General features: G+C 56.7%; 22 protein-coding genes and 2 pseudogenes. 17 read left to right on the forward strand and 7 right to left on the reverse strand.

The annotated features are described in order from the left end of the window. The first annotated feature begins 97 nt into the window (after positions 1-97). The 3 genes from ACUTQW_RS05140 (at position 98) to ACUTQW_RS05150 (ending at position 5,171) form a co-directional block, all read left to right on the forward strand. Positions 98-1,570, forward strand: coding sequence for a serralysin family metalloprotease (locus ACUTQW_RS05140; RefSeq protein ID WP_006325225.1), 1,473 nt, complete (start codon positions 98-100; stop codon positions 1,568-1,570). 317 nt (positions 1,571-1,887) lie between these two features. Beyond that, positions 1,888-4,245: a TonB-dependent receptor domain-containing protein gene (locus ACUTQW_RS05145; protein WP_006325226.1), complete on the forward strand. Its 2,358-nt coding sequence runs from the start codon at positions 1,888-1,890 to the stop codon at positions 4,243-4,245. A 107-nt stretch (positions 4,246-4,352) separates the two neighbouring features. Then, positions 4,353-5,171 (forward strand): heme/hemin ABC transporter substrate-binding protein, encoded by an 819-nt coding sequence (locus ACUTQW_RS05150; RefSeq protein ID WP_006325227.1) that lies wholly within the window; start codon positions 4,353-4,355, stop codon positions 5,169-5,171. Here the strand turns inward: ACUTQW_RS05150 and ACUTQW_RS05155 are convergent. Further along, entirely contained in the window at positions 5,168-5,461 is a 294-nt protein-coding gene (locus tag ACUTQW_RS05155) for a SelT/SelW/SelH family protein (protein WP_004944409.1), read from the reverse strand. The genes ACUTQW_RS05150 and ACUTQW_RS05155 overlap by 4 nt on opposite strands. A 67-nt stretch (positions 5,462-5,528) precedes the next feature. Next, on the reverse strand, positions 5,529-7,487 hold the full coding sequence (locus ACUTQW_RS05160; protein ID WP_006325229.1) for a sigma-54-dependent Fis family transcriptional regulator: 1,959 nt from the start codon (positions 7,485-7,487) through the stop codon (positions 5,529-5,531). Between the two features lie 193 nt (positions 7,488-7,680). Here ACUTQW_RS05160 and ACUTQW_RS05165 point away from each other — a divergent pair, with 193 nt between their 5' ends. The 3 genes from ACUTQW_RS05165 to ACUTQW_RS05175 all read left to right on the forward strand — a co-directional run bounded on the left by ACUTQW_RS05165 (position 7,681) and on the right by ACUTQW_RS05175 (position 10,493). Then, positions 7,681-8,697 carry a Gfo/Idh/MocA family oxidoreductase gene (locus tag ACUTQW_RS05165; protein WP_037430941.1) on the forward strand — a complete coding sequence of 339 codons (1,017 nt, stop codon included), beginning with the start codon at positions 7,681-7,683 and terminating at the stop codon, positions 8,695-8,697. Then, positions 8,697-9,476 carry a TIM barrel protein gene (locus ACUTQW_RS05170; protein ID WP_004944418.1) on the forward strand — a complete coding sequence of 260 codons (780 nt, stop codon included), beginning with the start codon at positions 8,697-8,699 and terminating at the stop codon, positions 9,474-9,476. The genes ACUTQW_RS05165 and ACUTQW_RS05170 overlap by 1 nt, the downstream gene beginning before the upstream one ends. A gap of 93 nt (positions 9,477-9,569) precedes the next feature. Then, a complete protein-coding gene (locus ACUTQW_RS05175) occupies positions 9,570-10,493 on the forward strand; it encodes a substrate-binding domain-containing protein (RefSeq protein WP_004944421.1) in 924 nt (307 codons plus the stop codon). 38 nt (positions 10,494-10,531) lie between these two features. On the opposite strand, the gene ACUTQW_RS05180 is transcribed toward ACUTQW_RS05175, so the two are convergent. Continuing rightward, on the reverse strand, positions 10,532-11,749 hold the full coding sequence (locus ACUTQW_RS05180) for an MFS transporter (RefSeq protein ID WP_006325231.1): 1,218 nt from the start codon (positions 11,747-11,749) through the stop codon (positions 10,532-10,534). A gap of 96 nt (positions 11,750-11,845) precedes the next feature. Between ACUTQW_RS05180 and ACUTQW_RS05185 the strand changes: the two genes are divergently transcribed. From ACUTQW_RS05185 to ACUTQW_RS05205, 5 genes are all read left to right on the forward strand, one after another. Then, positions 11,846-12,784 (forward strand): LysR family transcriptional regulator, encoded by a 939-nt coding sequence (locus tag ACUTQW_RS05185; protein WP_006325232.1) that lies wholly within the window; start codon positions 11,846-11,848, stop codon positions 12,782-12,784. Positions 12,785-12,944: 160 nt separating this feature from the next. Further along, positions 12,945-13,706 (forward strand): dimethylarginine dimethylaminohydrolase family protein, encoded by a 762-nt coding sequence (locus ACUTQW_RS05190; RefSeq protein ID WP_006325233.1) that lies wholly within the window; start codon positions 12,945-12,947, stop codon positions 13,704-13,706. 27 nt (positions 13,707-13,733) lie between these two features. Next, a complete protein-coding gene (locus ACUTQW_RS05195) occupies positions 13,734-14,507 on the forward strand; it encodes an ABC transporter substrate-binding protein (RefSeq protein ID WP_006325234.1) in 774 nt (257 codons plus the stop codon). A 55-nt stretch (positions 14,508-14,562) separates the two neighbouring features. Beyond that, positions 14,563-15,255 carry an ABC transporter permease gene (locus ACUTQW_RS05200; protein ID WP_004944436.1) on the forward strand — a complete coding sequence of 231 codons (693 nt, stop codon included), beginning with the start codon at positions 14,563-14,565 and terminating at the stop codon, positions 15,253-15,255. After that, the gene (locus ACUTQW_RS05205) at positions 15,255-15,977 is read left to right on the forward strand and encodes an ABC transporter permease (protein WP_006325235.1); all 723 of its coding nucleotides are present in this window, start codon (positions 15,255-15,257) and stop codon (positions 15,975-15,977) included. Before ACUTQW_RS05200 ends, ACUTQW_RS05205 begins: the two co-directional genes overlap by 1 nt. Positions 15,978-15,983: 6 nt before the next feature. Here the strand turns inward: ACUTQW_RS05205 and ACUTQW_RS05210 are convergent, their stop codons facing one another. Further along, positions 15,984-16,439, reverse strand: a complete 456-nt coding sequence (locus tag ACUTQW_RS05210; protein WP_004944442.1) for an Lrp/AsnC family transcriptional regulator — start codon at positions 16,437-16,439, stop codon at positions 15,984-15,986. 14 nt (positions 16,440-16,453) lie between these two features. On the opposite strand from ACUTQW_RS05210, the pseudogene ACUTQW_RS05215 reads away from it, so the two are divergent. Continuing rightward, positions 16,454-16,603: pseudogene (locus ACUTQW_RS05215) on the forward strand (succinylglutamate desuccinylase); the annotation flags it as partial. A gap of 56 nt (positions 16,604-16,659) precedes the next feature. On the opposite strand, the gene ACUTQW_RS05220 reads toward ACUTQW_RS05215, so the two are convergent. Then, positions 16,660-17,568, reverse strand: coding sequence for a LysR family transcriptional regulator (locus ACUTQW_RS05220; protein ID WP_006325237.1), 909 nt, complete (start codon positions 17,566-17,568; stop codon positions 16,660-16,662). 121 nt (positions 17,569-17,689) lie between these two features. Between ACUTQW_RS05220 and ACUTQW_RS05225 the strand changes: the two genes are divergently transcribed. From ACUTQW_RS05225 to ACUTQW_RS05245, 5 genes and pseudogenes are all read left to right on the forward strand, one after another. After that, positions 17,690-18,619 (forward strand): alpha/beta hydrolase, encoded by a 930-nt coding sequence (locus ACUTQW_RS05225; protein ID WP_004944450.1) that lies wholly within the window; start codon positions 17,690-17,692, stop codon positions 18,617-18,619. 66 nt (positions 18,620-18,685) lie between these two features. Next, positions 18,686-19,785, forward strand: a pseudogene (locus ACUTQW_RS05230) (alkene reductase). 471 nt (positions 19,786-20,256) lie between these two features. Next, a complete protein-coding gene (locus ACUTQW_RS05235) occupies positions 20,257-20,355 on the forward strand; it encodes a YoaK family small membrane protein (RefSeq protein ID WP_020439032.1) in 99 nt (32 codons plus the stop codon). A gap of 41 nt (positions 20,356-20,396) precedes the next feature. After that, entirely contained in the window at positions 20,397-20,609 is a 213-nt protein-coding gene (locus ACUTQW_RS05240) for a hypothetical protein (RefSeq protein ID WP_006325255.1), read from the forward strand. Between the two features lie 96 nt (positions 20,610-20,705). Continuing rightward, on the forward strand, positions 20,706-21,734 hold the full coding sequence (locus ACUTQW_RS05245; RefSeq protein WP_006325257.1) for a zinc-binding metallopeptidase family protein: 1,029 nt from the start codon (positions 20,706-20,708) through the stop codon (positions 21,732-21,734). 9 nt (positions 21,735-21,743) lie between these two features. On the opposite strand, the gene adhP is transcribed toward ACUTQW_RS05245, so the two are convergent. Then, entirely contained in the window at positions 21,744-22,769 is a 1,026-nt protein-coding gene (gene adhP, locus ACUTQW_RS05250) for an alcohol dehydrogenase AdhP (RefSeq protein WP_020439033.1), read from the reverse strand. Between the two features lie 45 nt (positions 22,770-22,814). Further along, positions 22,815-24,335, reverse strand: a complete 1,521-nt coding sequence (exaC, locus tag ACUTQW_RS05255; RefSeq protein WP_006325261.1) for an acetaldehyde dehydrogenase ExaC — start codon at positions 24,333-24,335, stop codon at positions 22,815-22,817. Between the last annotated feature and the right edge of the window lie 143 nt (positions 24,336-24,478).

A 24,478-nucleotide genomic window follows, 5' to 3' on the forward strand; every position in this document is an offset into this window, starting at 1 on the left:
ACTAGCATTTAAATGCTGTAGTGAAGAGTTTAATCGGTGTTTTATATCGAAATTGAATTATATATGTCGGAAATAAATCTACCTATTGGAGAACGTCATGGAAACTTCCCTGAATGGAAAAGCAAGCGGTTGGGATAGCGTTAATGATTTACTGAATGAGCACCACAGAGGTAATGGTTTAAACGTCAATAATAAGCCTTCTTTTGATGTGGGGGAGGCAGGCCAGCAAATAGCCCGCAGTGAGCAGACCTGGAATGGTGTGCATATTACCGGCCAGGGCGCGACGGTCACCTATTCCTTCCCTGACTGGGATTATAATCAGACTAATTTAAATTCCGTCTTTTTCAGAGCAGATGACCGCGAGACAGGCTTGAGCGCGTTTACTGCCGAGCAACAGGCGCAGGCCAAGCTTTCGCTGCAATCCTGGGCGGACGTGGCGAACATTACCTTTGTCGAGGTGGCCCCAGGCCATAAATCCGATATTACCTTCGGCAATTACGAAGGGACGGGCCAGGCTTATGCGATTAAGCCCTTTACGCAAGCAGGCAACGACTACAGCGGACAGCATGTCGCAGGGCAGAGTTGGTATAACGTCAATTATGATGTCGCCGATACCGGAGACGGCGTTTACGCCAACCTGTACCCTGATTTAGGCAACTATGGCCGGCTGACGTTCACCCACGAAATTGGGCATACCCTGGGGTTGGATCACCCCGGCGATTATAATGCCGGTGATGGAGCCACCTACAAGTCAGTTCCAACCTATGCCGAAGACACTCGCCAATTCAGCGTGATGAGCTATTGGAATGAATCCTACACCGGCGGCGATAACGGCGGCCATTATGCCGCTGCGCCACTGGTTGACGATATCGCCGCGATTCAGTATCTGTATGGCGCCAATACCAGCACCCGCGCCGGGGATAGCGTTTATGGATTCCATTCCAATACCGGCAGAGACTTCTATACGGCGAATGACAGCAGCCAGAAGCTGGTTTTCTCGGTATGGGATGGGGGCGGCAAGGATACGCTTGATTTCTCGGGTTATTCTCAGGATCAGCGCATCAACCTGACCGCCGGATCGTTTTCCGATGTCGGCGGTTTGAAGGGCAATATTTCCATCGCGGCGGGCGTCACCATTGAAAATGCCATCGGCGGTTCGGGCAATGATGTGATTGTCGGCAATAACGCCGCCAATATTATCAAGGGCGGCGCCGGTAATGACGTTATTTATGGCGGAGGTGGGCAAGATCAACTCTCAGGGGGCAGCGGAAAGGATATTTTCGTTTTCGCCGCCGTGAGTGATTCACCTTATACATCGCCTGACAAGATCCTGGACTTTGAGACCGGTATCGACAAAATCGATCTTTCCTTCTTTAACCATGGCGATAAAGGCAACGACTTTATTCATTTCGTTGAGAACCTCAGCGGCCAGGCGGGAGAGGCATTGTTGTCTTACAACGCGCAAACTCATTTGAGCGAGTTAGCCCTGAATATCCATGGCAATGCCGGGCCGGACTTCCTGGTGCACATCGTCGGACAGGCGAATGCCGCCACGGACTTTATTGTTTAAGCCTCATGCGGTGGGTTATGCCCACCGTTCTCTTATGGTTTTATTCGCTCCCCTTATGACGCTCCTTTCGCACACTGACTGCCTGAACCGCTTTGTAAGGATTTCGTAAGCGGTTAGGAAATCTCTCACCAATGCAAATAATAGGGTTTTAATGATATTGCTTATGATAAGCATTATCATTAACATGCTTTTATTAAGTCTACGCAGAAAGACCATTCTTATAAAATTGTTAATTTTCGTTAATACCCTTGATCCCGATTAATTACCGGGGCGAAGCAACTGCGAGCAAATACCAATAATTATTGCAGGGTTAATACATGTGCAAAACTTTTAATTACCAGGGAATTATCGGGCATTCCATCCTGTGGGGGACGTTGATCGGCAGTTCCCTTAACGCTAATGCTGAAATAAATAAAACGCCATTAGAAAAGACCACGCAAAATGAAGAGGAAATAACGGTTGTCGCGCCCGTGATTGAGAAAAAGGCCGGGACAATAACCACGATTAGCGCGCAAGACATGCAGAAAAAAGGGGGAAATGATTTCGGTTCGATCATGCGTTATGAACCGCTGATTAGCGCCACGGGCGTCAGTGGGGGATCGTCCTCGGGCAAAAGCGGTTTCGATCGCAGCGGCTACACCGGGTATAACATTCGCGGCCTGGAGAGCAATCGCGTCGGCCTGGATGTCGACGGCATTCCGCAGCCAGACGCCACCGGGCGCAGCTATGTCAGCCGAGCCGGCCTTAACACCTTTGGCATCGGCAGGGACTATATTGACCCTTACATGTACGGCCAGGTGGAGATCGAATCGGGAGCGACCTCGATTGAACGTAGCAATACGTCTATCGGCGGCGCTGTTTCGTTTTCGCCGAAGTCGGCAGATCAGTACCTGTCGCCGTCCAAACAGACTTACTTTGGTTACCAGAGCGATTACGACTCGTCCAACCGCAGTTGGCACAACGGCATTACCGCAGCTGCGGGCGATGATCAACTTCGCGGGGTTTTCGTTTATAGCCGCCGCGACGGCCAGGAAACGCGCAACAACAGTGGCACTTACCAGGCTTACCCGGCCAACTGGCATTCCAATGCGCTGATGGCGTCCGGTATCTGGCAGCCAAATGACGAACACAAACTCACCGGCACGGTGGATTACTACGATAAAGTCAACCATACCCATTACGACAGTTGGAACTCGGCCGGCAGCGCCATCCTGGGTACCGCCCAACAGCAGAGCAATACGCGCCGTTGGGGAGTGAGCCTGAAAGATGAATGGACACCGTACAATGATTTCGTCGATACCCTGACATCAAAAGCCTATTACCAACAGACCCAGGCGCATGACAACACTTACATGCCCACCAGTACCGGCAGCATGGAGCGGGTTTACTCCGACTACAACGTCAATACCTACGGCTTTGAAACGCTGATAACCAAAACGCTGGGGCGTCATGCGTTGAGCGGAGGGTTAAACGCGAGGTTAACCGAGACCGAGCGGCCATTCCGTGAAGAGCCGGCTCCCAGCGCGTTCACGGCCATCATGCAACCGGAATCAGACAGCCGCAGCTACGCGTTGGGCGGTTTTGTGCAGGACAAGATCCAATTTGATCTCGACGGGCACGGTTTTGCCGTGGTGCCGGGCGTGCGCGTGGCTCACCAAAGCACCAAGCCGCAGAACCTGACCAGCCTGACCACCGGCAGCACGGTGTTGACGGAGTCCGAGCTGGAAACGTTATACGGCAAAAGCAACACCGACACCCAGATATTGCCGTCTCTCAGCGTCGAGTACGATATTACGCCGGCGCTGATGACCTATCTGCAGTACAAGCGTGGCGCACAGTTCCCGAACGCCAGCCAGCTGTACGGCTCATGGAATCTCGGCTCCAGCTATGCGGGCACGGCGCAGTATGCGTTGATCGGCAACGCCGATCTGAACACTGAGACCAGCAACAATCTGGAATGGGGCATGAAGGGAGACGTCGTGGACGGGGTGACAATGCGCACGTCGCTGTTCTACAACACCTATAAAAACTTCATTGCGTATACCCGTTATCAACGGGCCAGCAGCCCGGACAAGTTCGCTAATGTGCCTTCCAATATCTACACCATTTATCAAGCGGAAAACCGTGATAAAGCCTATATCTACGGCGCTGAAATCAGCACCAGGGTGAATTTTGGCACCTGGTTTGAGCAGGTGAACGGGCTGAGCGCGAATTTTGCGCTGGGATATAACCAGGGCAAATCCAAGTCCAGCTATTCCGGCGATAAATATGTCGATATCGACAGCGTAGCGCCAATGAAAGCCATCGTGGGCGTGGCGTGGGACGATCCGGCGAAACGCTACGGCGCGGCGGTAACGGCAACCTTCGTCAAAGGCAAGCAGGCGACGGCGACCAACCGTGAAAGCTACAACAACGCCAGCGGCAGTACGCTCACCGACGCCACCACGGAATATCTGCGCGTGCCGGGTTACGGCCTGGTGGATATGTCCGCCTATTGGCAGGTTGCCCGCAATGTGAAACTGAGCGGCGGCGTGTATAACATCACCGACAGGAAATACCGCGATTACCTGAGCAGCCGTGAACTCACGGACTCAACCCGTCAAGATGCCTACGACAATGCGTTGGCCGTCATGCCGGGAAGAACCTTCCAGCTTGGCGTCAACGTGGATTTCTAACTACCGCATTTTGATCAACCGCTAGCGTTTATGCCGCCTTTCGTCAATGAAAGGCGGCTGTCGCGTTTTAATGAGGCCGGCCATTCCGCGCTAAAAGGAGACTTCGGATGAAATCATGGGTTATCGGATTACTGGCGCTGCCGTTTTCGGTATTTGCCGGCGAACGTGTGATCGCGATTGGCGGAGACGTCACGGAAATTATTTATGCTCTGGGCGCTGGGCAAACGTTGGTCGCGCGCGACAGCACCAGTCAGCAACCGCCGCAAGCCAAAGCATTGCCGAATGTCGGTTATATGCGCCAGCTCAACGCCGAGGGGATCCTGGCGATGAAGCCCTCGTTGGTGATCGCCAGCGAACTGGCGCAACCCTCTTTGGCGTTGCGGCAGGTCGAACAGGCTGGGGTGAAAGTCGTGACGGTGACGGGCAAACCCGAGCTTGGCGCGATCGACGAAAAGATCGCCGTTATTGCCGCCACCCTGGGGCGAGAAAAAGAGGGGAAAGCCCTGCAGGCCAAACTGGATCGTCAGATCGCCGCCGTACCGACTCATAGATTGCCGGTCAGAGTGTTGTTTATCATGGCGCATACTGGCATAGCGGCAATGGGGGCAGGTAACGGCACCGCAGCAGAGGGGGCCATTCGCAGCGCCGGGTTGGACAATGCCCTGACTGGCGTGACGCGTTATCAGCCGCTGACTCAGGAAGGGCTGGTAGCCGCCGCGCCGCAGTTGCTGGTAATAGGCAAGGCCAGCCTGCAACGGATGGGCGGAGAAGCGAATCTCTGGGCATTGCCGGGGTTGGCGTTTACCCCCGCGGGCAAGCAGCGGCAGTTGCTGGTGATTGATGACAACGCCTTGCTGAGTTTTGGCCTGGATATGCCGACGGCCATAGGGCAATTGCGTCAGGCGGCCGAGGCCGTCACGCCTTAACTTTTAACGCCTTTGTTATCCACGTGGCCTAATGCCCGCTCAGGGAAGCATCGATCGCGCAAACGCTGTTTGAGCGCGGCCGCGTCGGGGAAGCCGCCTTCGGTTTTGCGATCCCAGATGACGAAGCCGTCCACGGTGACCTCATAAATGCCGCCGGTGCCGGGAACCAGCGTCACGGCGGCCAAATCGGTGCCGAAGGTATGGAGCAATTCTTGCGCCATCCACGCGGCGCGCAACAGCCAGTTGCATTGCGAACAATAGTGAAGGGTGACGACGGGGGACGTTTTCATTGAGCAGGCCTGGGCGGTAAGATTTCCTCATCATCGGATGCCGCCGCAGCCCTGTCAAGCCGGCCGATCAGGGGCGCAGCAGGGTCAAATCGATCTGCCATTTATTGATTTTATTGTACAGCGTGGTGCGCGATAGCCCGAGCAGCCGTGCGGCCTGCCGCAGATTGCCGCCACTGGATCCAATGACCTGCATGATATGGGTACGTTCGTTATCTTCCAGCCTGGCGGAAGGTGCTGCGTCAGGCTCAGTGAGATCACGAGTGATTTCCTCCGGCAGGTCGCCCACGTCGATCTGCAGTCCTTCGCACAGGTTCACCATTCGTTCCACCAGGTTTTCCAGTTCGCGCACGTTGCCCGGCCAACGCCAGGCGCTAAGGCAGGCCATCGCCTGCGGTGACACCTGCGGCGGGATTTTTTTCATGCGCGTACAGAGTTTGTGCACAAAGCCGTTAACCAGCCCGGCGATATCTTCCCGTCGTTCGCGCAGCGGCGGAACCGAGAGGGAGATGACGTTCAGGCGGTAATACAGATCGCGCCGGAAAGCGCCATTCTCCACCGCCTGCGCCAGATCGCAATTGGTGGCCGCCACGATGCGCACGTTGACCTTCACCGGGTGCGTGGCGCCGATCCGCAGCACTTCACTCTCCTGCAGCACGCGCAGCAGACTGGTTTGCGCATCCAGCGGCATTTCGCCGATCTCATCGAGCAGCAGAGTGCCGCCATCCGCCAGCTCAAATTTCCCGGCGGAACCGCCCCGGCGCGAGCCGGTAAAGGCGCCATCCACGTAACCGAAAAGCTCGCTCTGCACCAGATCGCGCGGCAAGGCGCCGCAGTTAACGGCAACGAAGGGTTCATTGCTGCGTGCGCTGCCGTTGTGGATCGCCTGAGCGAACAGCTCTTTGCCGGTTCCGCTCTCGCCGGTCAGCAGAACGGTGCTGTCGCTGCGGCTACTGCTGCGCGCCTTGGCGATGGCTTCCCGTATGCGGCTGGAATGGCCGTATATCATGTCAAAGGTATAGCTGGCGCTGACTCCCATCACGCGGCGGGTGATGGCGCGAATGCGCTGGTTCTCGCGCAGGGAGAGCACCCGGCCGTCATCCGGCGCGGGCATCAGCGAAATCACGCAGGAGAGGGCCGCTTTGCCTTCGGGCATAAAAACCATTTCACGATCGTTGCAAAACGGCATGGTCAGCAGCGAGCCGGACTGCGGGCGCAGCAGCTGATCGAGGGTCAGGTCGTTTGGTTCCAGCCCGTCAAAAATCTGGCGTGCATAGCGGTTGACGGTTTTCAGCCTGCCGTGGCGATCGCAGACAATAACGCCTTCATTCAGCGTTTCCAGAATGGACTGTTGTTCCGCCAGCAGCCGATGCAACTGCAACTGTTGGCCGACGGCCTCCGCAGCCGCCTGCACGGTGCCCAGGGTGTGGGCGTTGAAGTTATCCGGCGTGGCGGTGAGCGTCAGCACGCCGATCATCACGCCTTCAGCGTTACGCACCGGCGCCGCCGCACATTGGCGATGGCGCTGACGCAGGCCCATTTTCCAGTTTTCACCGCTTAGCACATACACCAGACGCTGTTCCCGCAGGCAGCGCGCGGTGCAGTTGGTGCCCTGAACGTCCTCGCGCAGAATGCTGCCGACCGGCGTCAAATCCGCACCGCAGTAGTGAAGGGTGACGCCGTTGGCGTCGGTCAGGTTGATGTGGCCGTCAGGGTTGTAGGCCAGCAGGTTTTCCATGATGCCGTGCGCCACCTTAATCAGCTCGCTGTTTTGCGCCAGAATCATCTGCAACCGGTCTGCGGGCGGCGAGTGATAGACAAACTCCTCGGGGTCGATGCCGTTTTCACGCGAACGCTGCCAGGATTGCAGGATCGACTTGCGGATCCAGCCGGGTTGCCCGCCTTCATTAAAAACCTGCCAGCCTTGCCAAAACAGGCTATCCCATTCACTGGCCTCCGGGCCTCCGGGGAGGCTGAAAATCGGGTCGCTCTCGTCTTTGATCGGCATCAGTCCGGCGGCAGTGTGCATGCGGCTCTCCAGTTTGGAATGTAATGTTCATTTTATTGTCATGTGAAATTGACATGTCAATTTAGTTGTCACTCTGTTGCGGTTATCTGTGCATCCCCTCACAAATTCCTCCCTTTTCGAGCTGGCATCCCCTTTGCAATACACAGTGAACTCCGTAGCCCGACAAGGGCGTTAACTCACATAAGGAATCACTATGAGTCATTCACCTCACAACTTGCGCGTTGGCCTGATCGGTGCCGGCAGAATGGGCACTTTCCATGCGGAGTCATTGGCGCGGCGCGTGCCGGGCGCCGTTTTGGCCGCCGTGGCCGATCCGCTGCCGGGTGCAGCGCAGCGCCTGGCAGACAGGCTGGGCGTCAGCGCCTTCAGCGATTTGCAAAGCATGCTGGATGACAGCGAAATCGATGCGGTCGTCATTGCTTCCCCGGCGCGTACCCATGCGGAATGGGTGATTGCCGCCGCCCAGGCAGGGAAGCACGTGTTTTGCGAAAAACCGATGGCTATCACGCTGGACGAGGCGGATCGGGCCATCGCCGCCGCCAAACAGGCGGGTGTCGTGCTGCAAGTGGGGTTTAATCGCCGCTTTGTCAGCGGCTTTGCCGCCGCCATTGCCGCCGTGAAGGAGGGGGAGAATGGCGTTACCCAGCTTTCCCGGTCGGTAACCCGCGATCCGCTGTTGCGCGATCCGGCGCCGATCCCCGCCTGGACCATTTTTTTGGAAACGCTGATCCACGATTTTGACACGCTGTTGCACTTCAACCCGGGCGCCAGGCCGGTTGAGGTATACGCACTGGCAGATGCGCTGGTGCGCCCGGACTTCAAGGATAAAGGGTTACTGGACACCGCCGTGGTGACTATCCGCTTTGATAACGGCGCTATCGCCACCGCAGAAGCCAACTTCCAGGCGGTTTACGGCTATGACGTGCGCGGCGAGGTATTTGGCAGCAAGGGGATGTTGCAGGCGGGCAATATCAACCTGAATAACTGCGTGCGGTATCACGCCGGCGGCATCGCCATCGAAACCTCGCGTCAGGATACCGATCTGCTGCATGACGCTTATGTGGCGGAGCTGACTGAATTCGCCCGCTGTGTCCAGCAGAGGGAAACGCCGCGCGCGACCGGACAGGATGCCCGCAATGCGCTGGAGATTGCATTGGCCTGTATCGAGTCGGTGAAGCAGGGCAAACCGATCGCGCTGGGGAGACAATAATGGCCGGATATCAGCTGTCTGTGTGCGCCGAGATGGTGTTCCTCGATCTGCCGTTTGTCGAACGCGTAGCGCGTATTCATGCGCTTGGCTTCGGTGTCGAGATCTGGAACTGGGAAAATAAAGATCTTGATGCGTTGATTGGCACTGGCGCACGTTTTACTTCAATGACCGGTTATCTCGCCGGCAACCTGACCGACGACGAGGATATCGCCCAGCTGTTGCAAACGGCGGAACAGTCGCTCGCCATCGCGCAGCGGTTGAACTGCCCCAGCCTGAATCTGCACGGCACCGGCCTGGATCCCAACGGCTTGCCGGTGAAGCCGGTGGAGGTGGTGACCGGTGCCATGTGGCTGAAAGCGGCCGATACCTTGGGCAAGCTGGCGCAGCAAGGGGAGCGCGCCGGCAAGGTGTTCACGCTGGAAAACCTCAACCTGCCGCGGGACCACCCGGGCACGCCCTTCGCCAAAGCCTGCGACACGCTGGCCTTGGTTGAGGCGGTCAACAGCCCGGGGCTGAAGATGAACCTCGATCTTTACCATGCGCAAATCGGCGAAGGCAATCTCATCGAGCTTATTCGCCGTTGCGGGCCGGCGATAGGCGAAATTCAGGTGGCCGACGTACCGGGGCGGCAACAACCGGGAACCGGTGAAATCAACTATCGGGCCATCGCCCGCGCGTTGGACGAGATCGGCTACCGGGGCGTAGTGGCATTGGAAGGATGGGCATCCGATGACAGCACCGCGGCGCTGCAACAGTTCCGCGACCATTTCACTTTATAACCGCAGTAAACCCGGGCTGTGGTCTGTTGCCCGGGATGAAGAGTGATGCATTGATTTTAATAATAAATTTATCTCAACCTACAGGATGACATCATGAAAATCAGAAGCTTGCCGTTGATATTGCTTAGTCTGTTTCTGGCCTTTGGCGCCCAGGCGAAAACCTATAAGGTCGGCGTCGCGTTGGCCAATTTCGATCTCAACTTCGTGTCCATTTTACGCTCGCAAATGGTGAGCGAGCTTAAGCAGTTGAACATGGATGGCCAGTTTGTCGATGCCAAAGGCGACGTGGCGCTGCAAGTGCAGCAGGTGGACGATTTTATCAACCTGGGGGTGGATGCCATTATCCTCAACCCGGTAGATACCCAGGGCGTGAAGCCAATGATGGATGCCGCCGAGCGCGCCAACATCCCGCTGATTTTCGTCAACCGCAAACCGGAAGTTAAGTTGGGTAATGCCATGGCATATGTGGGATCGGACTCGGCGGAGGGGGGCAAGTTGCAAATGGAGGCGCTGGCGAAACGGATGAATTATCGCGGTAATGTGGCGATCCTGATGGGGGCGCTGTCCAACGAAGAGGCGCGTGAACGCACCCGCGCGGTGGAAGAGGTGATCGCCAAGTATAAGGACATGAAGGTACTGGAAAAGCAGACCGCCAAATGGCAACGCAATGAAGCGGTGGATGTGGTATCCGGGTGGTTGCTGAACGGCCGCCCGATCGACGCTATCGCCGCCAATAACGATGAAATGGCGATTGGCGCCATCATGGCGCTGAACCAGGCTAAAAACAAAAGCATCCTGGTGGCGGGCATTGACGGTACGCCGGACGGCCTGCAGTTTATTAAAAACGGCGGCATGGTGTTGACCATTTTCCAGGACGCCAAAGGACAGGCCACCGGGGCGGTGCAGGTCACCAAGGCACTGCTGGAAAAGCAAAAGACCGAGGCTTACAACTGGGTGCCTTATAAAACCATCACTCAGCAGAATCTGGCGGAGTTTGTGACCGCCAATCAGCAATAGCCACAGGTTCTGCGGCTATTGCGGGATGATTTTACCGCTCAACCGGCGGTGCGCGGGGCGCGTTTGGCCAGCATTCTCAGCGCCAAACCGCCCGCTGCCGCCAGCGTGGCCAGCAATACGACGCCCGACCAACCGGCGCTTTCGAGAACTTTGCTGCCGAGAGCGGCGCCGCTCGCCATACCGATAAACACCAGGGTAAACAGGATGGCATTCAGGCGGCTGCGGGCTGCCGGGTTGATGGCGTAAATAATGGTCTGGTGCGCCACCAGCGTCGCCTGGATACCGAGATCAAAACCTACCGCGCTCAGCGCGATGAGCGCCAACTGGGCAGGCAGCGGAAGCCAGGGCAGCAGAAACATCAGAGCGAATGAACACACCACCATGGCGGCGCCGATTTTAGTGACGTAGTCCGGCCCGTGACGATCGGCCAGCATGCCTGCCAGGGGGGCTGCCAACGCACCGGCCGCACCTGCCAGCCCAAAGGCGCCGGCTACGGCACTGCCAAGCTGATATTTTTCCGCCAGCATCACCGCCAGCGTCGACCAGAAAGCGCTGAAGGCGACCGACAGCAAGCCCTGAGCCAACGCCGCACGCCGCAGTTCCGGGTAGTCGGCCCACAGTTTCCCCAATGAGCGCAGCAGCGCAGGGTAGCTCAGCGTGGTGTTGGGTTTAAAGCGCGGCAGCACTGCGCCGATCGTGAGGGTGATGACCAGCACCCCCAATGCCGCCAGCATATAAACGCTGCGCCAGCCGAAATATTCCGCTACCACGCCGCTGAACACGCGCGAGAGTAAAATGCCGGCCAGCAACCCGGTCATCACCGTGCCCACCGTCTTGCCCCGGTTGGCGTCCGAAGCGAGCGTGGCGGCCGCCGGGATAATGTCCTGCGCCACCGTAGCGGCTAAACCGATCGCCAGACTGCTGAGCAACAACAGCGGAAATGAAGAAGAAAAACCGCACATCAGCAGGGTGAGTGCCAGCAGCACGCCTTTTATCCGAATGATCTGGCGGCGATCGTGACGGTCGCCCAGCGGAGCCAGCAGCAGGATGCCCAGCGCATAGCCCGCCTGGGTCAGCGTGGGCACCATACCGGTATCGCTGACCCCGGCGTGGAACGTATCCCCCATGATGCTCAGCATCGGCTGGCTGTAGTAAATGGACGCCACGCTCAGGCCGGCGCCGGCGGCCAGTAGGAAAACGATTTTGGCGGAAAGCGCAGGGGCAGGCGCGGTGGCGGTGGCTGAAATCAGGCTCATGACGGTTATCCAGAACGAGTAAAGTGGGGCTATTCTTGCCAGTTTTCGGCGGAAACTGTAGCCCCTGCACGGGTAAAACTGTTATACGTAATACGTATGAATAAAAATCCATTTCCCAATGGCGATCGTATAGCCATGCTGCAAACTCTGGTGCGCATTGTCGACAGCGGCAGCCTCTCGGCTGCTGCGGCGCAAATGAACACCTCGCAGCCCACCATTAGCCGGCGTCTCCAGGTGCTGGAGCAACTGCTTGGCGTTAAATTAATCCAGCGTACGACCCATGCCATGAAGCTGACGGACGACGGCGAGCGTTGTTATCAGCATGCGCGCAAGCTGATTGAACACTGGCAAATCATGGAGGACGAACTGCGCGGCGTGCGCGATGAACCCGTGGGCGTTTTGCGGGTGCGCGCGCCGCATGCCTTTGGCCAGGATCAGTTGATTGGGCCGTTGGGCGATTACCTGCAACGCTATCGTCAAACCAGCGTAGAGTGGACGCTCAACGATCATTCGCCTGATTTCATTCCCGAAGGCGTGGACTGCGCGATCCACGTCGGTGCGGTGACCGATCCTTCGGTGGTTGCGGTGCTGTTGGCGCAGGTGCCGCGCATTGTGGTGGCCGCGCCTGAACTGCTGGCGCGCCATACGCCGCTGGCGCAGATCGGTGATTTGGCGCAGTTGCCCTGGCTGGCGCTAAACAGTTTTTATCGCAATGAAGTGACGTTGACGCATACCGCCAGCGGCGAAGATTACCGTTTTGACATCGTCCCCAGGCTGAGTACCGACAGCCTTTATGCCGTGCGCAAGGCGGCGCTGAACGGCGTGGGGGTGGCCATGCTGTCATCCTGGGTGGTCAAACAGGATCTGGAGCAGGGGTTGCTTACCCCGTTGATGCCGGATTGGCACGCCGCGCCCTTGCCGATTTATCTGCTTTACCCCTATGCCAGTTATTATCCGGCGCGGTTGCGTAAATTCCTCGAGTTGATGAAAGAAGTGATGCCACGCATCACCGGCGCACAGGCGCCAGTGCCGTGAGGGCGGCGGCTTCGTGCTGCGTACAGCGGAATAGGTCGTCAGCGGAGCGATAAACAGCGTAAATGTAGAGTGCCGGCGGGCGGATTCAACCTGATTGGCGACGGTATCTGTTTGATAATCGAAGAACACCTACCGTCCATTTCACTCGAGAGAATCGCCCATGCATTTTACTCAAGCCATTGCCAGACTCCCTGCCGATAGCTGCGGCAGCGGCCAGACCACCGCTCAATTGGGCGCGCCGGATATCGCCGCCACCGGCCGCCAGTTTTTGGCCTATGTGGATACCTTGCTGCGCCTGGGGCTGAAAGTGACGGTGTTACCGGCGGCCCCGGCCTTCCCGGACGCCCACTTTGTGGAAGATACGGCTGTGGTGATGCCGGAGCTGGCCGTGATCACCCATCCGGGTGCGCCAAGCCGCCAGGGTGAGGTTGACACCATTGCGCCGCTGTTTGCAGGCGAGCGCCCGGTGGTGCGGATGAGCCGGCACGGCCACCTTGACGGCGGCGACGTGCTGCTGGTCGACCGTCAGTTTTTTATTGGCCTGACGGCGCGCACCGATGAAGCCGGCATTGGCGAATTTGCCGCTGCGGTCGAGCCCTATGGCTACCGGGTGACCGCCATTGAAGTCAGCGCCGGGCTGCACCTGAAATCCATCGTCAACTATGTTGGCCGCAATACCCTGCTACTGACGGAAAACTACCGGCACCATCCTGCCTTTAGCGGTTTTAACGCCATCGTTATCCCTGAAACGGAGTCCTACGCCGGCAACACGCTGTGGATCAACGATACCTTGATTACTCCACAGGGTTACCCGCACACGCTGGCCCAAATCGAAAAGTTGGGCATGCCTGTCGTTCAGCTCGACACCAGCGAATTTAAAAAAATGGACGGCGGCCTGACCTGTCTGTCACTTCGTTTCTAGCGCTTTCTTTCACCGGGGATCTCAGCCATGAAAAAAACATTAGCGGTTCTACTGACCAGCCTGGCCCTGGGTGGCCCGGCGGCGGCCCAGTCTTTCGATACCATCAGCTTTGGCGTCGACGGCGGTTACCCGCCTTTTGACGTGCTTTCGCCCAGCGGCGAGATCACCGGTTTTGACATCGATATCGCCAAGGCGCTGTGTACGCAGTTGCATGCCAAATGCGTTTTCGTCAAACAGCCTTTTGAAAGCATGATCGCGGCGCTCAATGCGCGTAAGTTCGATGCCATTATCGCTTCGCTGACCATCACCGACGAGCGTAAAAAGGAAGTGGACTTTACCGATCGCTACTACCGCAGTTCGGCGCAACTGGTGGCGCGCAAGGGCAGCCCGTTGCTGCCGGATGCCGCCAGCCTGAAAGGCAAAACGGTCGGCGTGCAGACCGGCTCCATTCATGAAACCTATGCGAAAAAGCATTGGGCCGGACAGGGCGTGAAGATCGTTTCTTACGCCAACCAGGACAATGTCTATCTGGATCTGATGTCCGGGCGGATTAATGCGTCGTTGCAGGACAATACCCAGGCGGCCAGCAGCTTTATCGATACCCCGCGCGGGCAGAAGTTTGCCTTCGCCGGCCCGGCGATTACGGACAGCAGCATCTCCTCCGACGTGGGCATCGCGGTGGGCAAAGACAACCCGGCGCTGCGTGACGCGCTCAACGGCGCCATTAAGGCCATCCGTGCCGACGGCACTTATGACGCCATCCAGAAAAAATATTTCAGCTTCGACATTTACGGCGGCTAAACCGGCGCGCTGACGCCGGCTGGCCCGGCATCAAGTCAAGTATGGGAGGCCGGGAATGGTCATCGAGTATTTGCCGTTGCTGGCACACGGCGCGGCGCTGTCGTTGTGCGTGATGCTGGTTTCTCTGGCGGTGGCGCTGGCGCTCGGCCTGATCAATGCGCTGATCAAGCTGTTCGGCCCGCGCTGGCTGCGCTGGTTATCGACGGGGTACACCACGCTGGTGCGCGGCATTCCCGAACTGGTGATTATGCTGTTGCTGTTCTTTGGCGGCGAAATGCTGGTCAACGGCTTTCTTGGCCTGCTGGGGTTGGGGCCGCTGCGCTTCAACACCTTTATCTCCGGCGTGCTGGCGATTGGTTTCGTGTTTGGCGCTTACTACACGGAAACCTTTCGCGGTGCTTTTCTCACCGTCGAGCGCGGCCAGCTGGAAGCGGCAATGGCCTACGGCATGCGCCCAGGGCAGGTGTTTCGCCGCGTTCTGCTGCCGCAAATGCTGAGTTTCGCCATTCCCGGGATCAACAATAACTGGCTCGGCTTGATGAAAGCCTCGGCGCTGGTGTCGATCCTGGGGCTGGAGGACATGGTGTGGCTGGCGGAGCAAGCGGGGCGGGCAACGCAAAAACCTTTCCTGTTTTATTTCCTGGTGGCGCTGATCTATATGGTGATTACTGCGATCTCCAGTTGGGGCTTTAGCCTGCTGGCGCGCCGCTACGCTCTGGCTTCCTCGACCGCAGCAGGAGCACGCTGATGACTCTGCAAGATATGCTGGAAGTGACGCCCACTTTTTTGTGGAGCGACGGTTCGGATGTGACGGGGCTGGCGCTGACGGCCAAACTGTTTTTGCTGTCGGTGGTGCCGGGCCTGCTATTGGCGGTGCTGATGGCGATCGGCCAGGTGTATGGCCCGCGCCCGCTGTCCTGGTTAATCCGTTGCGTGACCTATTTTTTCCGCAGTACGCCGCTGTATCTGCAATTGATGCTGATTTACTACGGGCTGTCGCAGTTCGACGTGGTGCAGTTGGGCTGGCAGAACGATCAGCCTTTCTGGTTGCTGTTTCGGGACGCCACCTTTTGCGCCACGCTGGCGTTGGTGCTCAATACCAGCGCTTACGTCGCGGAACTGTTGGCCGGCATGATGGGGACCTTTCCCAGGCAGGAGTGGGTCGCCGGTGAGGCGTTCGGCATGAGTCAGTGGCAGATAATTCGCCGACTGGTGCTGCCGGCGACGTTACGGCGGGGTATTCCTGCGCTGAATAACGAGATGGTCTTTCTGCTGCACGCCACGTCGCTGGCAAGCACTGTGACGCTGCTGGACATTACCGGAGTGGCACGCGCTTTTTACGCCGCCACCTATTCGCCGTTTATTCCCTTCCTGATGGCGGCGGCGCTTTATCTGCTTTGCACCTTCCTGCTGATCTTCCTGTTTTCGCGGGCAGAACGGCGCTGGCTGGCCTTTATCCGCCGTGACTGAGGCGGCTCAGGATCGCTTGATGGATTGCAACTCGGTCAGGGTAACGATTTTATCCACCCGGAATTTTTTGCTGGTCAGCCAGGCGTCGGCCAGCAGCCGGTAGCTTTCCATGCTGCGGCAGCCGATGCGCACCAGAAAATCGAAACTGCCGCTGACCAGCCAGCAATCCAGCACCTCTGGGGTATTGCGCATTTCCTGCTCGAATGCGGGTTGGGAATGGCCATGATCGGCCAGCGCGATTTGCGCCTGTATCACAAAGGCATGCTCCGGTTCCGGCAGTTCGATAATGGCGCTGTAGCCACGGATAATGCCGTCTCGCTCCAGCCCGCGTACCCGTTCCTGGCAGGGGCGAGCGGTCAGGTTGACCTGCTCGGAGAGCTTTTGATAGGAAATGCGGCCATCCCGGCACAGTATTTCAAGGATTTTTTTGTCGATTCGATCAAGCCGGGCTTTCTTTTCCACAGATAGGACGTCCAATGAAAAGTAAACATCATAAGTTACCTGAACATGCCCTGGGTGGGCAGCGCCAATTCACCCGTTTTCATTTCGGCCAGCCCGGCCAGGGCGAAAAGATTTACCTGCAGGCCGGTCTGCATGCCGACGAACTGCCGGGCATGCTGGTGCTCAGGATATCGGCCGCCAACTGAGTTTATGAGGGATTGCGTTGTTTACTGCTACCCATTCATTCCCATGGAAAACCTTGCTCCCAGCTTTCCACAAGCAGGTCTATAAAGGCCCGAATTCGCGGTGATAAATGTCGTTTACTGGGATAAATGAGTCGGACAGGTTCCGGAGGGAAAGGAAACTCCTCAAGCACCGGTATTAACTTACCGCTACGCAAATCTTCTCCAAGCAAATAGGTAGGTAAGTGGACTATACCAAATCCGGCAATTGCCGATGCCCGCATGGCTTCCGAACTGTCGAGGTTAAGCCGCCCGGGTCCTTCATAAACAAAAGTGCCTTCCGGAGTTGCAAACCGCCAACTGCGTCTCTTTTCTGCACTCAGAAGAAAAATAGTGTCATGCCTGGTTAAGTCTACGGGTGTTTCTGGAACGCCCCGTGAGGATAAATACTCGGGAGATGCACAAGTGACAATGTGCTGCGAAGCAATCGTTCGGGTAAGAATGCGGGAGTCATCGCGAGGTTCACCGATGCGAATGGCAATATCAAAGCCTTCTTCAATAAGATCAACAAACCTGTCGCTAAAGGACACCTCCGCACGAAGTTCCGGCCACTTTTTCAGATAAACATCCAGAATGGGGAGGATATGGCGCTGCCCAAAAGAAAGCGGCGCACTCAGCCGGAGAGTCCCCGTTGGCTTACCCCTGCGCATGGCCATGGCTGCATCGACCTCTTCCAGATCATCCAGTATCTGTCGGCAACGATCGAACATGACCCTCCCTTCATCGGTCAGACTCAGACTCCGGGTTGTACGGTTAAGGAGACGAACCCCCATACGCGTTTCGAGCCTGACAATACTCTTGCCAATGGCAGAACGTGTGAGCCCGAGGGAACCCGCGGCGTGGGTGTAACTCCCGGCTTTTACAGCCGCGACGAACGCGGCGATATCACCAATGCTGTTGATCTCCATGCTTTATTTATCTCATCCAATACGGGCGTTAACGTACCCTGATACGGGAAGCACATTCCCTAAATGTTTATATATTATAGGTTCCTGCTATTTTTTAACGCAAATACAAACAGGAATAAAAATGCTGAATAAACAAACCAAGCAAGCCGTAAAAGAATGGTCAGAAAGCCTGGCCGGCCTGGGGCCAATCCTAACGGGTGAGGATACCCTAACGCCTATGAGTGAGGTGCGTGACGCCTATACCCGAATGCTGGCTAATAATCCTGCACCTGCCGGTGTGAGTTTTACTGAGGTCGACATGGGGGGCGTACCGGGAACGCTGGTGACTCCCGACAACCTTGAAACTGATGCCATCGTTATGTACATCCACGGCGGGGCTTACATTGTCGGCGAACCGGCGGGCTATCACGGTATTGGTGGTAACTACGCCAGCATGCTGGGCGCACGGGTTTACATGCCGGATTACCGTCTGGCGCCGGAGTATCCTTTCCCTACGCCCGTTACCGATACCGTTCGTGCGTATGAGTGGTTAATTGAACAGGGCTTTGACGCCAGCAAAATCGTACTGGCGGGCGAGTCTGCGGGCGGAGCGATGGTGGTTACCGTTATGGTTGCTGCACGCAATAAGGGCCTGCCGCTTCCAGCCGGCGGTGTTTCTATTTCCCCATGGGCCAACCTTGAGCACACGGGCGTCTCCATGACCAACCGGGAAGGCCTTGATCCTCTGAACACCAAGGCCGGTCTGGATTTCCTGGCACGCATATTTCTGGGCGATGCGTTGCCTAATCACCCAATGGCATCACCCGTGTTTGCCGATGTAACGGGTCTGCCGCCGGTACTGGTTCAGATTGGCGAAAACGAACTGATGCTGAGCGACGCGATGCGTCTGGCAACTCATCTGGGTGACAACCGCGTTCGCGTAAATCTGGAAGTCTGGCCAGGTATGTTCCACGCCTGGCATTTCTTCTCCACGCTGCAGCCAGAAGCCGTACAGGCTCTGGAGAGCTCTGTCGTCTTTATGAAGCAGGCTCTGCGGGATGCAGCGAAGTAATCATCAATGATGAACTAAAGATCGTTGCTAACAGATTTTTACCATGAAATGGCTTCAGGAGACAGAATGAGCGAGTTATTGAATATCTACACAATGAATGGAATAAGTCTTAATAATCGTGTCGTTATGGCCCCAATGACCCGATCGCGGGCTTATAACCTTGTTCCCACTGACAGTATGGTCACCTACTATCGCCAGCGCGCAACAGCAGGTTTAATTGTTTCCGAAGGTTCACCTGTTTCAATGGAAGGTCGTGGACAAGCGTACACGCCGGGAATTTACACTGACGAACAGATAGAGGGCTGGAAAAAGGTGACTGAGGCAGTACATGCGCAAGGTGGGAAAATTTTCATCCAGCTTTGGCATGTAGGACGTTCCTCACACATTGCTCACCAGCCTGATGGGCAGGCACCGGTCAGCTCCGTCTCACGCGTTGCAGAAGGCTGCACCACACACACATTCCCGGTGATAACTGTCAGTCTGTGCGCGTATTTCACAGCCAGCCACGCGCATTAGCAACGGATGAAGTCCCGCGGGTGACGCAGGATTTCGTTCGAGCGGCTAAAAATGCTATCGAGGCGGGTTTTGACGGTGTGGAAATCCACGCTGCTAACGGCTACATCTTCGAGCAATTTATCAATGGTGGACTTAACGACAGAACAGATCGTTATGGCGGTAATATTGCCAATCGTCTGCGGTTTACGCTGGAAACTGTGGATGCCGTCTCTGCAGCCATCGGGAGTCATCTGACAGGTATCCGTATAGCACCCTTTGGCCGCCTGCAGGATATGCATGGCTTTGATGATGAGCAGGATACCTGGTTATCTTTGGGTATCGAACTACGTCGTCGACATCTCGCATATGTGCACTTGAGCGATCAGGAATCTCTCGGAGCTCAGGCCATTCCTGCTGGCTTCCTGACAAAGTTTCGCAAGGCCTACGAAGGTACCCTCATCGTAGCGGGCAGCTATACACAGGAGCGCGCAGAAATGGCACTCAGGGAGGGTTTTGCCGACTTAATCGCATTTGGGCGTCCTTTCATAGCCAATCCAGATCTCGTTAAACGCATGAAGAACGGATGGCCGATGGCTGTTTCTGATAAGGATACGTTCTATACCGGGCGAGATGCAGGTTATATAGATTATCCCACGTATCACGTGGATTAAGTTCCCTGAAGCTGGAACGTATCCGGAATGCCTCCGATCCTAATACAGCTCCGGTTTTCACGCCTTTGGGAGAGGAGGAATTCTATTAATAGGGAACCAACAAAATAAATATCGATATTTCATATAATTACTTCGTTAGCGTAGTTTTTTACATCATGGGCCTTCAAACCCCTCTATCAGCAGATCGCTGCCGGTAACGAATCCGGTGTCCGGGCCAGGAAAATCAGCCGCCGAAATCGCTTCTTCATCAGGCGGGGCCATCCGTTTGGCGGGAGACGCGGCAATCAGTGTCCGGTACCTTTTGCCAATCCCGGAATCCAGTTCATGTTGCGCCAAAGCGTGGCAACGATCCCCGGGCGGATTGCATTCACCCGTGCCATGAATGAATAGCGGGAAAGATGGCTAGCCGACCACCGTCCATGTTAAATTTGCTTGGTGCTCCATAACGCCTGATGACAAAGAGAATTAAAAATGAAGATCGGCTATTTTTTCCCTATTGCGATTATTGTTGCGGCCCTGGTTCTGCTGACCCTGTTTTTTGTCGGCGGCTATGCCACTCCGGGCGGTTGAGCGCCATCATGTAATCGATCGGGCCAGAGAAGTCAGTGTCTATGAGCACAGCAAAACCGCGCCGCCCGCATGGGCGATGGGTCTATTACATTTTGTATGAAGATATTCTGTGGCCTTGCCCCGTCAAGTGGGAGTGGGAAAGCAGTTACCATGCCTGGTTGCCTTTTTACTACTCGCCAACGCTGGAATTCGTTGCCGGCAATCCCGCCAAAGCGACAAAAATCACCAAAACCAAAGCTAAAACCAAGGCATGAACCGAGCCGATTGACTAACTCAAACCTGCCTGGCTACCCTTAAGCTGTCTCTGGCGCCAGCGCCCACACGTCCTCTGCCGCTAAGGAAGCCTGATCATGCGTAACTTTTCTTGCCCGAACTGCGGGCAGCAGCTGTCGTTTGAAAACTCGCTGTGTTTGTCCTGTTCGAGCTCCCTGGGGTTCGATTTGCCAGGTCGAAAATTGGTAGCGATCGCGGCTCCCGACCTTGCGGGCAACGCTCCCCCGGAACAGGGGCACCTGTGCGCCAATATGCATATTGCACAGTGCAACTGGCTGGTGGAGCAAGAAGGGGAATTGTGCGCCTCCTGCAGCCTGACCCAAACCCGGCCGGCGGATGATGATGCGGAAGCGCTCCCGCTGTTTGCCGAAGCCGAAACGGCCAAGCGCCGTCTGATACTGGAGTTGACCGAGTTGGGCCTGCCGATAGTCAGTAAAAATGACGATCCGAACAATGGGCTGATCTTCGAGCTGCTTTCCAGCGAACGGCGCCAGGTGCTCACCGGCCATGCGAACGGCGTAATTACGCTGGATCTGGAGGAGGGAGATGACGTTCACCGCGAGCAGCGTCGTATCTCCATGGGTGAACCTTACCGCACGTTACTGGGTCACTTCCGTCATGAGGTGGGGCATTACTATTACGATCAACTGATCATTCAGCCCGAACAGCGGCAGGCATTTGCCAATATGTTTGGCGATCCGGATGCGGATTACCAGCAGGCGCTCGATCGGCACTACCGGCAGGGCGCCCCGGAAGGTTGGCATGAATGTTACGTTTCCGCTTATGCCACCATGCACGCTGCGGAGGACTGGGCGGAAACCTTTGCTCATTATCTGCATATTCGCGACACCCTGGACACGGCCGCGGCTTACGGTTTTGCCGCGCCAGACGCCGCTTTCAACCATTCAGATGAAACCCCGGATTTTGATCGCCTGATCGGGCAGTGGCTACCGGTCTCCTGGGCGCTGAATCAGCTCAATCGTTCGATGGGGCATGCCGATCTTTACCCCTTTGTGTTGCCGGCACCGGTCCTGGAGAAAATGCGATTTATTCACCAGACCATTGCCGACGCGAATAAAAAGGGCACCGATCAACCAGTGCCCTGATGCGTTGACTTAAAGCGACATATCCACAACCACGCGGCCGGTGATTTTGCCCTCGCGCATGCGGCCGAAGATGTCGTTGATTTGATCCAACGGCTCTACCGAGATGGTTGCCGCGACTTTATTACGGCCGGCAAAGTCCAGTGCCTCTTGCAGATCCTTGCGCGTCCCGACAATCGAACCGCGCACCGTCGTGCCTTCCAGCACCATATTGAAGATTGAAAGGTCAAAGCTGCCCGGCGGCAGGCCGTTCAATACCATGGTACCGCCGCGTCGCATCACGGTGGTCGCCTGTTCGAATGCCTTTGGCGATACCGCCGTCACCAGCACGCCGTGCGCGCCACCGAATTCCTGATGGAAAAAGCGGCCAGGATCGACGTTTCGCGCGTTAGCCACCACCGAAGCGCCCAGGCTTTTGGCGAAGGCCAGTTTGTCATCGTCAATGTCGACCGCCGCCACGTTCAACCCCATCGCGGTGGCGTATTGGATCGCCAAATGCCCAAGGCCGCCGATACCGGAAATGACCACCCAGTCGCCGGCCTTGGTATTGGTCATTTTCAGACCCTTATAGACGGTGACGCCGGCGCAGAGGATCGGTGAGATAGACAGAAAATCGACGTTGTCGGGCAGAATACCCACGTAATTGGCATCGGCCAGGCAGTATTCGGCAAAGCTGCCGTTAACCGAATAGCCCGAGTTTTGCTGGGAATGGCACAGCGTTTCCCAACCGCCGAGACAGTGTTCACAGTGCCCGCAGGCAGAGTAAAGCCAGGGCACCCCTACGCGATCACCTTCTTTTACGTGGGTAACGCCGGCGCCCACCGCCACCACGTGACCGGAGCCTTCATGCCCAGGAATAAAAGGCGGGTTGGGTTTGATCGGCCAGTCGCCGTCGGCTGCGTGCAGGTCGGTATGGCACACCCCGGTGGCGGCAATTTTCACCAGGATTTTTCCGGGCGTGACCTCCGGGATCGGGACATCTTTAATCACCAACGGTTGTCCAAACGCAGTCACCACAGCAGCTTTCATCGTTTTCATTTTCAGACCTCGAGAAGTTGTAGGGTTGGAACAGGCAACATTCAGTTAAAACAGCCCTTGCGGTTTGGCGTCATAGCTCACCAACAGGTTTTTCACCTGCTGGTAATGCGACAGCGCCACTTTGTGCGTTTCACGGCCGACACCGGAGTTTTTATATCCCCCGAAGGCAGCGTGTGCCGGGTAGAGGTGATAGCAGTTGGTCCAGACGCGTCCGGCCTTGAGCGCGCGGCCCATGCGATAGGCGCGGTTGCTGTCACGGGTCCACAGGCCTGCGCCCAGCCCGAACTCGGTGTCGTTGGCCAGCGCCAGCGCTTCGGCTTCGTCTTTGAAGGTGGTGATGCCGATGACCGGCCCAAAGATCTCTTCACGGAAGAAGCGCATGCTGTTATTACCGGTGATGAGCGTTGGCTGGAGATAAAAACCTTGCTGCAACGTCTGTTCCTGGCTGGTGCGCTCGCCGCCGGCGATGATTTTCCCGCCTTCGTTTTTGGCGATTTCGATGTAAGAGAGGATCTTGTCGAACTGCTGTTGGGACGCCTGCGCGCCGATCATGGTGTCGGTGTCAAACGGGTCGCCCTGGCGAATAGTGGTGATGCGCGCCAGCACTTTCTCCATAAATTGCGGGTAGATTGACTCCTGGATCAGCGCGCGTGAAGGGCAGGTACAGACCTCACCCTGATTGAAGAAACCGAGGATCAGCCCCTCAACCGCCTTGTCGATAAACTCCGGTTCGGCCTGCATGATGTCTTCAAAGAAGATATTGGGCGATTTCCCGCCCAGCTCCACGGTGCTGGGAATGATATTCTCCGCCGCGCAGGCCAGGATATGCCTGCCCACCGGGGTTGAACCGGTAAAGGCGATTTTGTCGATGCGCTTGCTGGTCGCCAGCGCCTCGCCGGCCTCTTTGCCAAAGCCGTGAACCACGTTGAGCACGCCCGGCGGCAGCAGATCGCCAATCAACTCCAGAAGCACGCAAATGCTGAGCGGGGTCTGTTCTGCGGGTTTGAGCACCACGCAGTTACCGGCGGTCAGCGCCGGGGCCAGTTTCCAGGCCGCCATCAGCAGCGGGAAGTTCCACGGGATAATCTGCCCAACTACGCCCAGCGGCTCGTAAATATGATAGGCCAGGGTGTTTTGGTCAATCTCTGTAGCGGTGCCTTCCTGCGCGCGCAGGCAACCGGCGAAGTAGCGGAAATGATCGATCGCCAGCGGGATGTCCGCATTCAGCGTTTCGCGGATCGGCTTGCCGTTGTCCCAGCTTTCGGTCAGCGCCAGCATTTCCAATTGCGATTCCATGCGATCCGCGATGGCCAGCATCACGTTGGCGCGGTTTTGTGCACTGGTGTTTCCCCAGGCCTCAGCGGCGGCGTGCGCCGCATCCAGCGCCCGCTCAATATCCTGGGCGTCGGAGCGGGGGAACTCGGCGACAGTTTTCCCGGTTACCGGGGAGGTGTCGGTAAAGTAGTTACCGGAAACGGGTTCGACAAATTTGCCGCCAATGTAGTTGCCGTAGCGTTGTTTGAAAGAAACCAGCGAGCCAGGCAAACCGGGATGGACATATTTCATGTTAAACACCTCTCAAAGGAACACGGGCTGTAGGAGGGGTGCCAGGTTGTGGCACCGTGCCTAAACATAAGCATTGCCTATGCCACATTGTTCCATCTTGTCGGTGTTTGTTTTTTAACCTGTTTAATATCATTAAGTTAACA

It is taken from the genome of Serratia sp. TSA_7 (assembly GCF_052692135.1).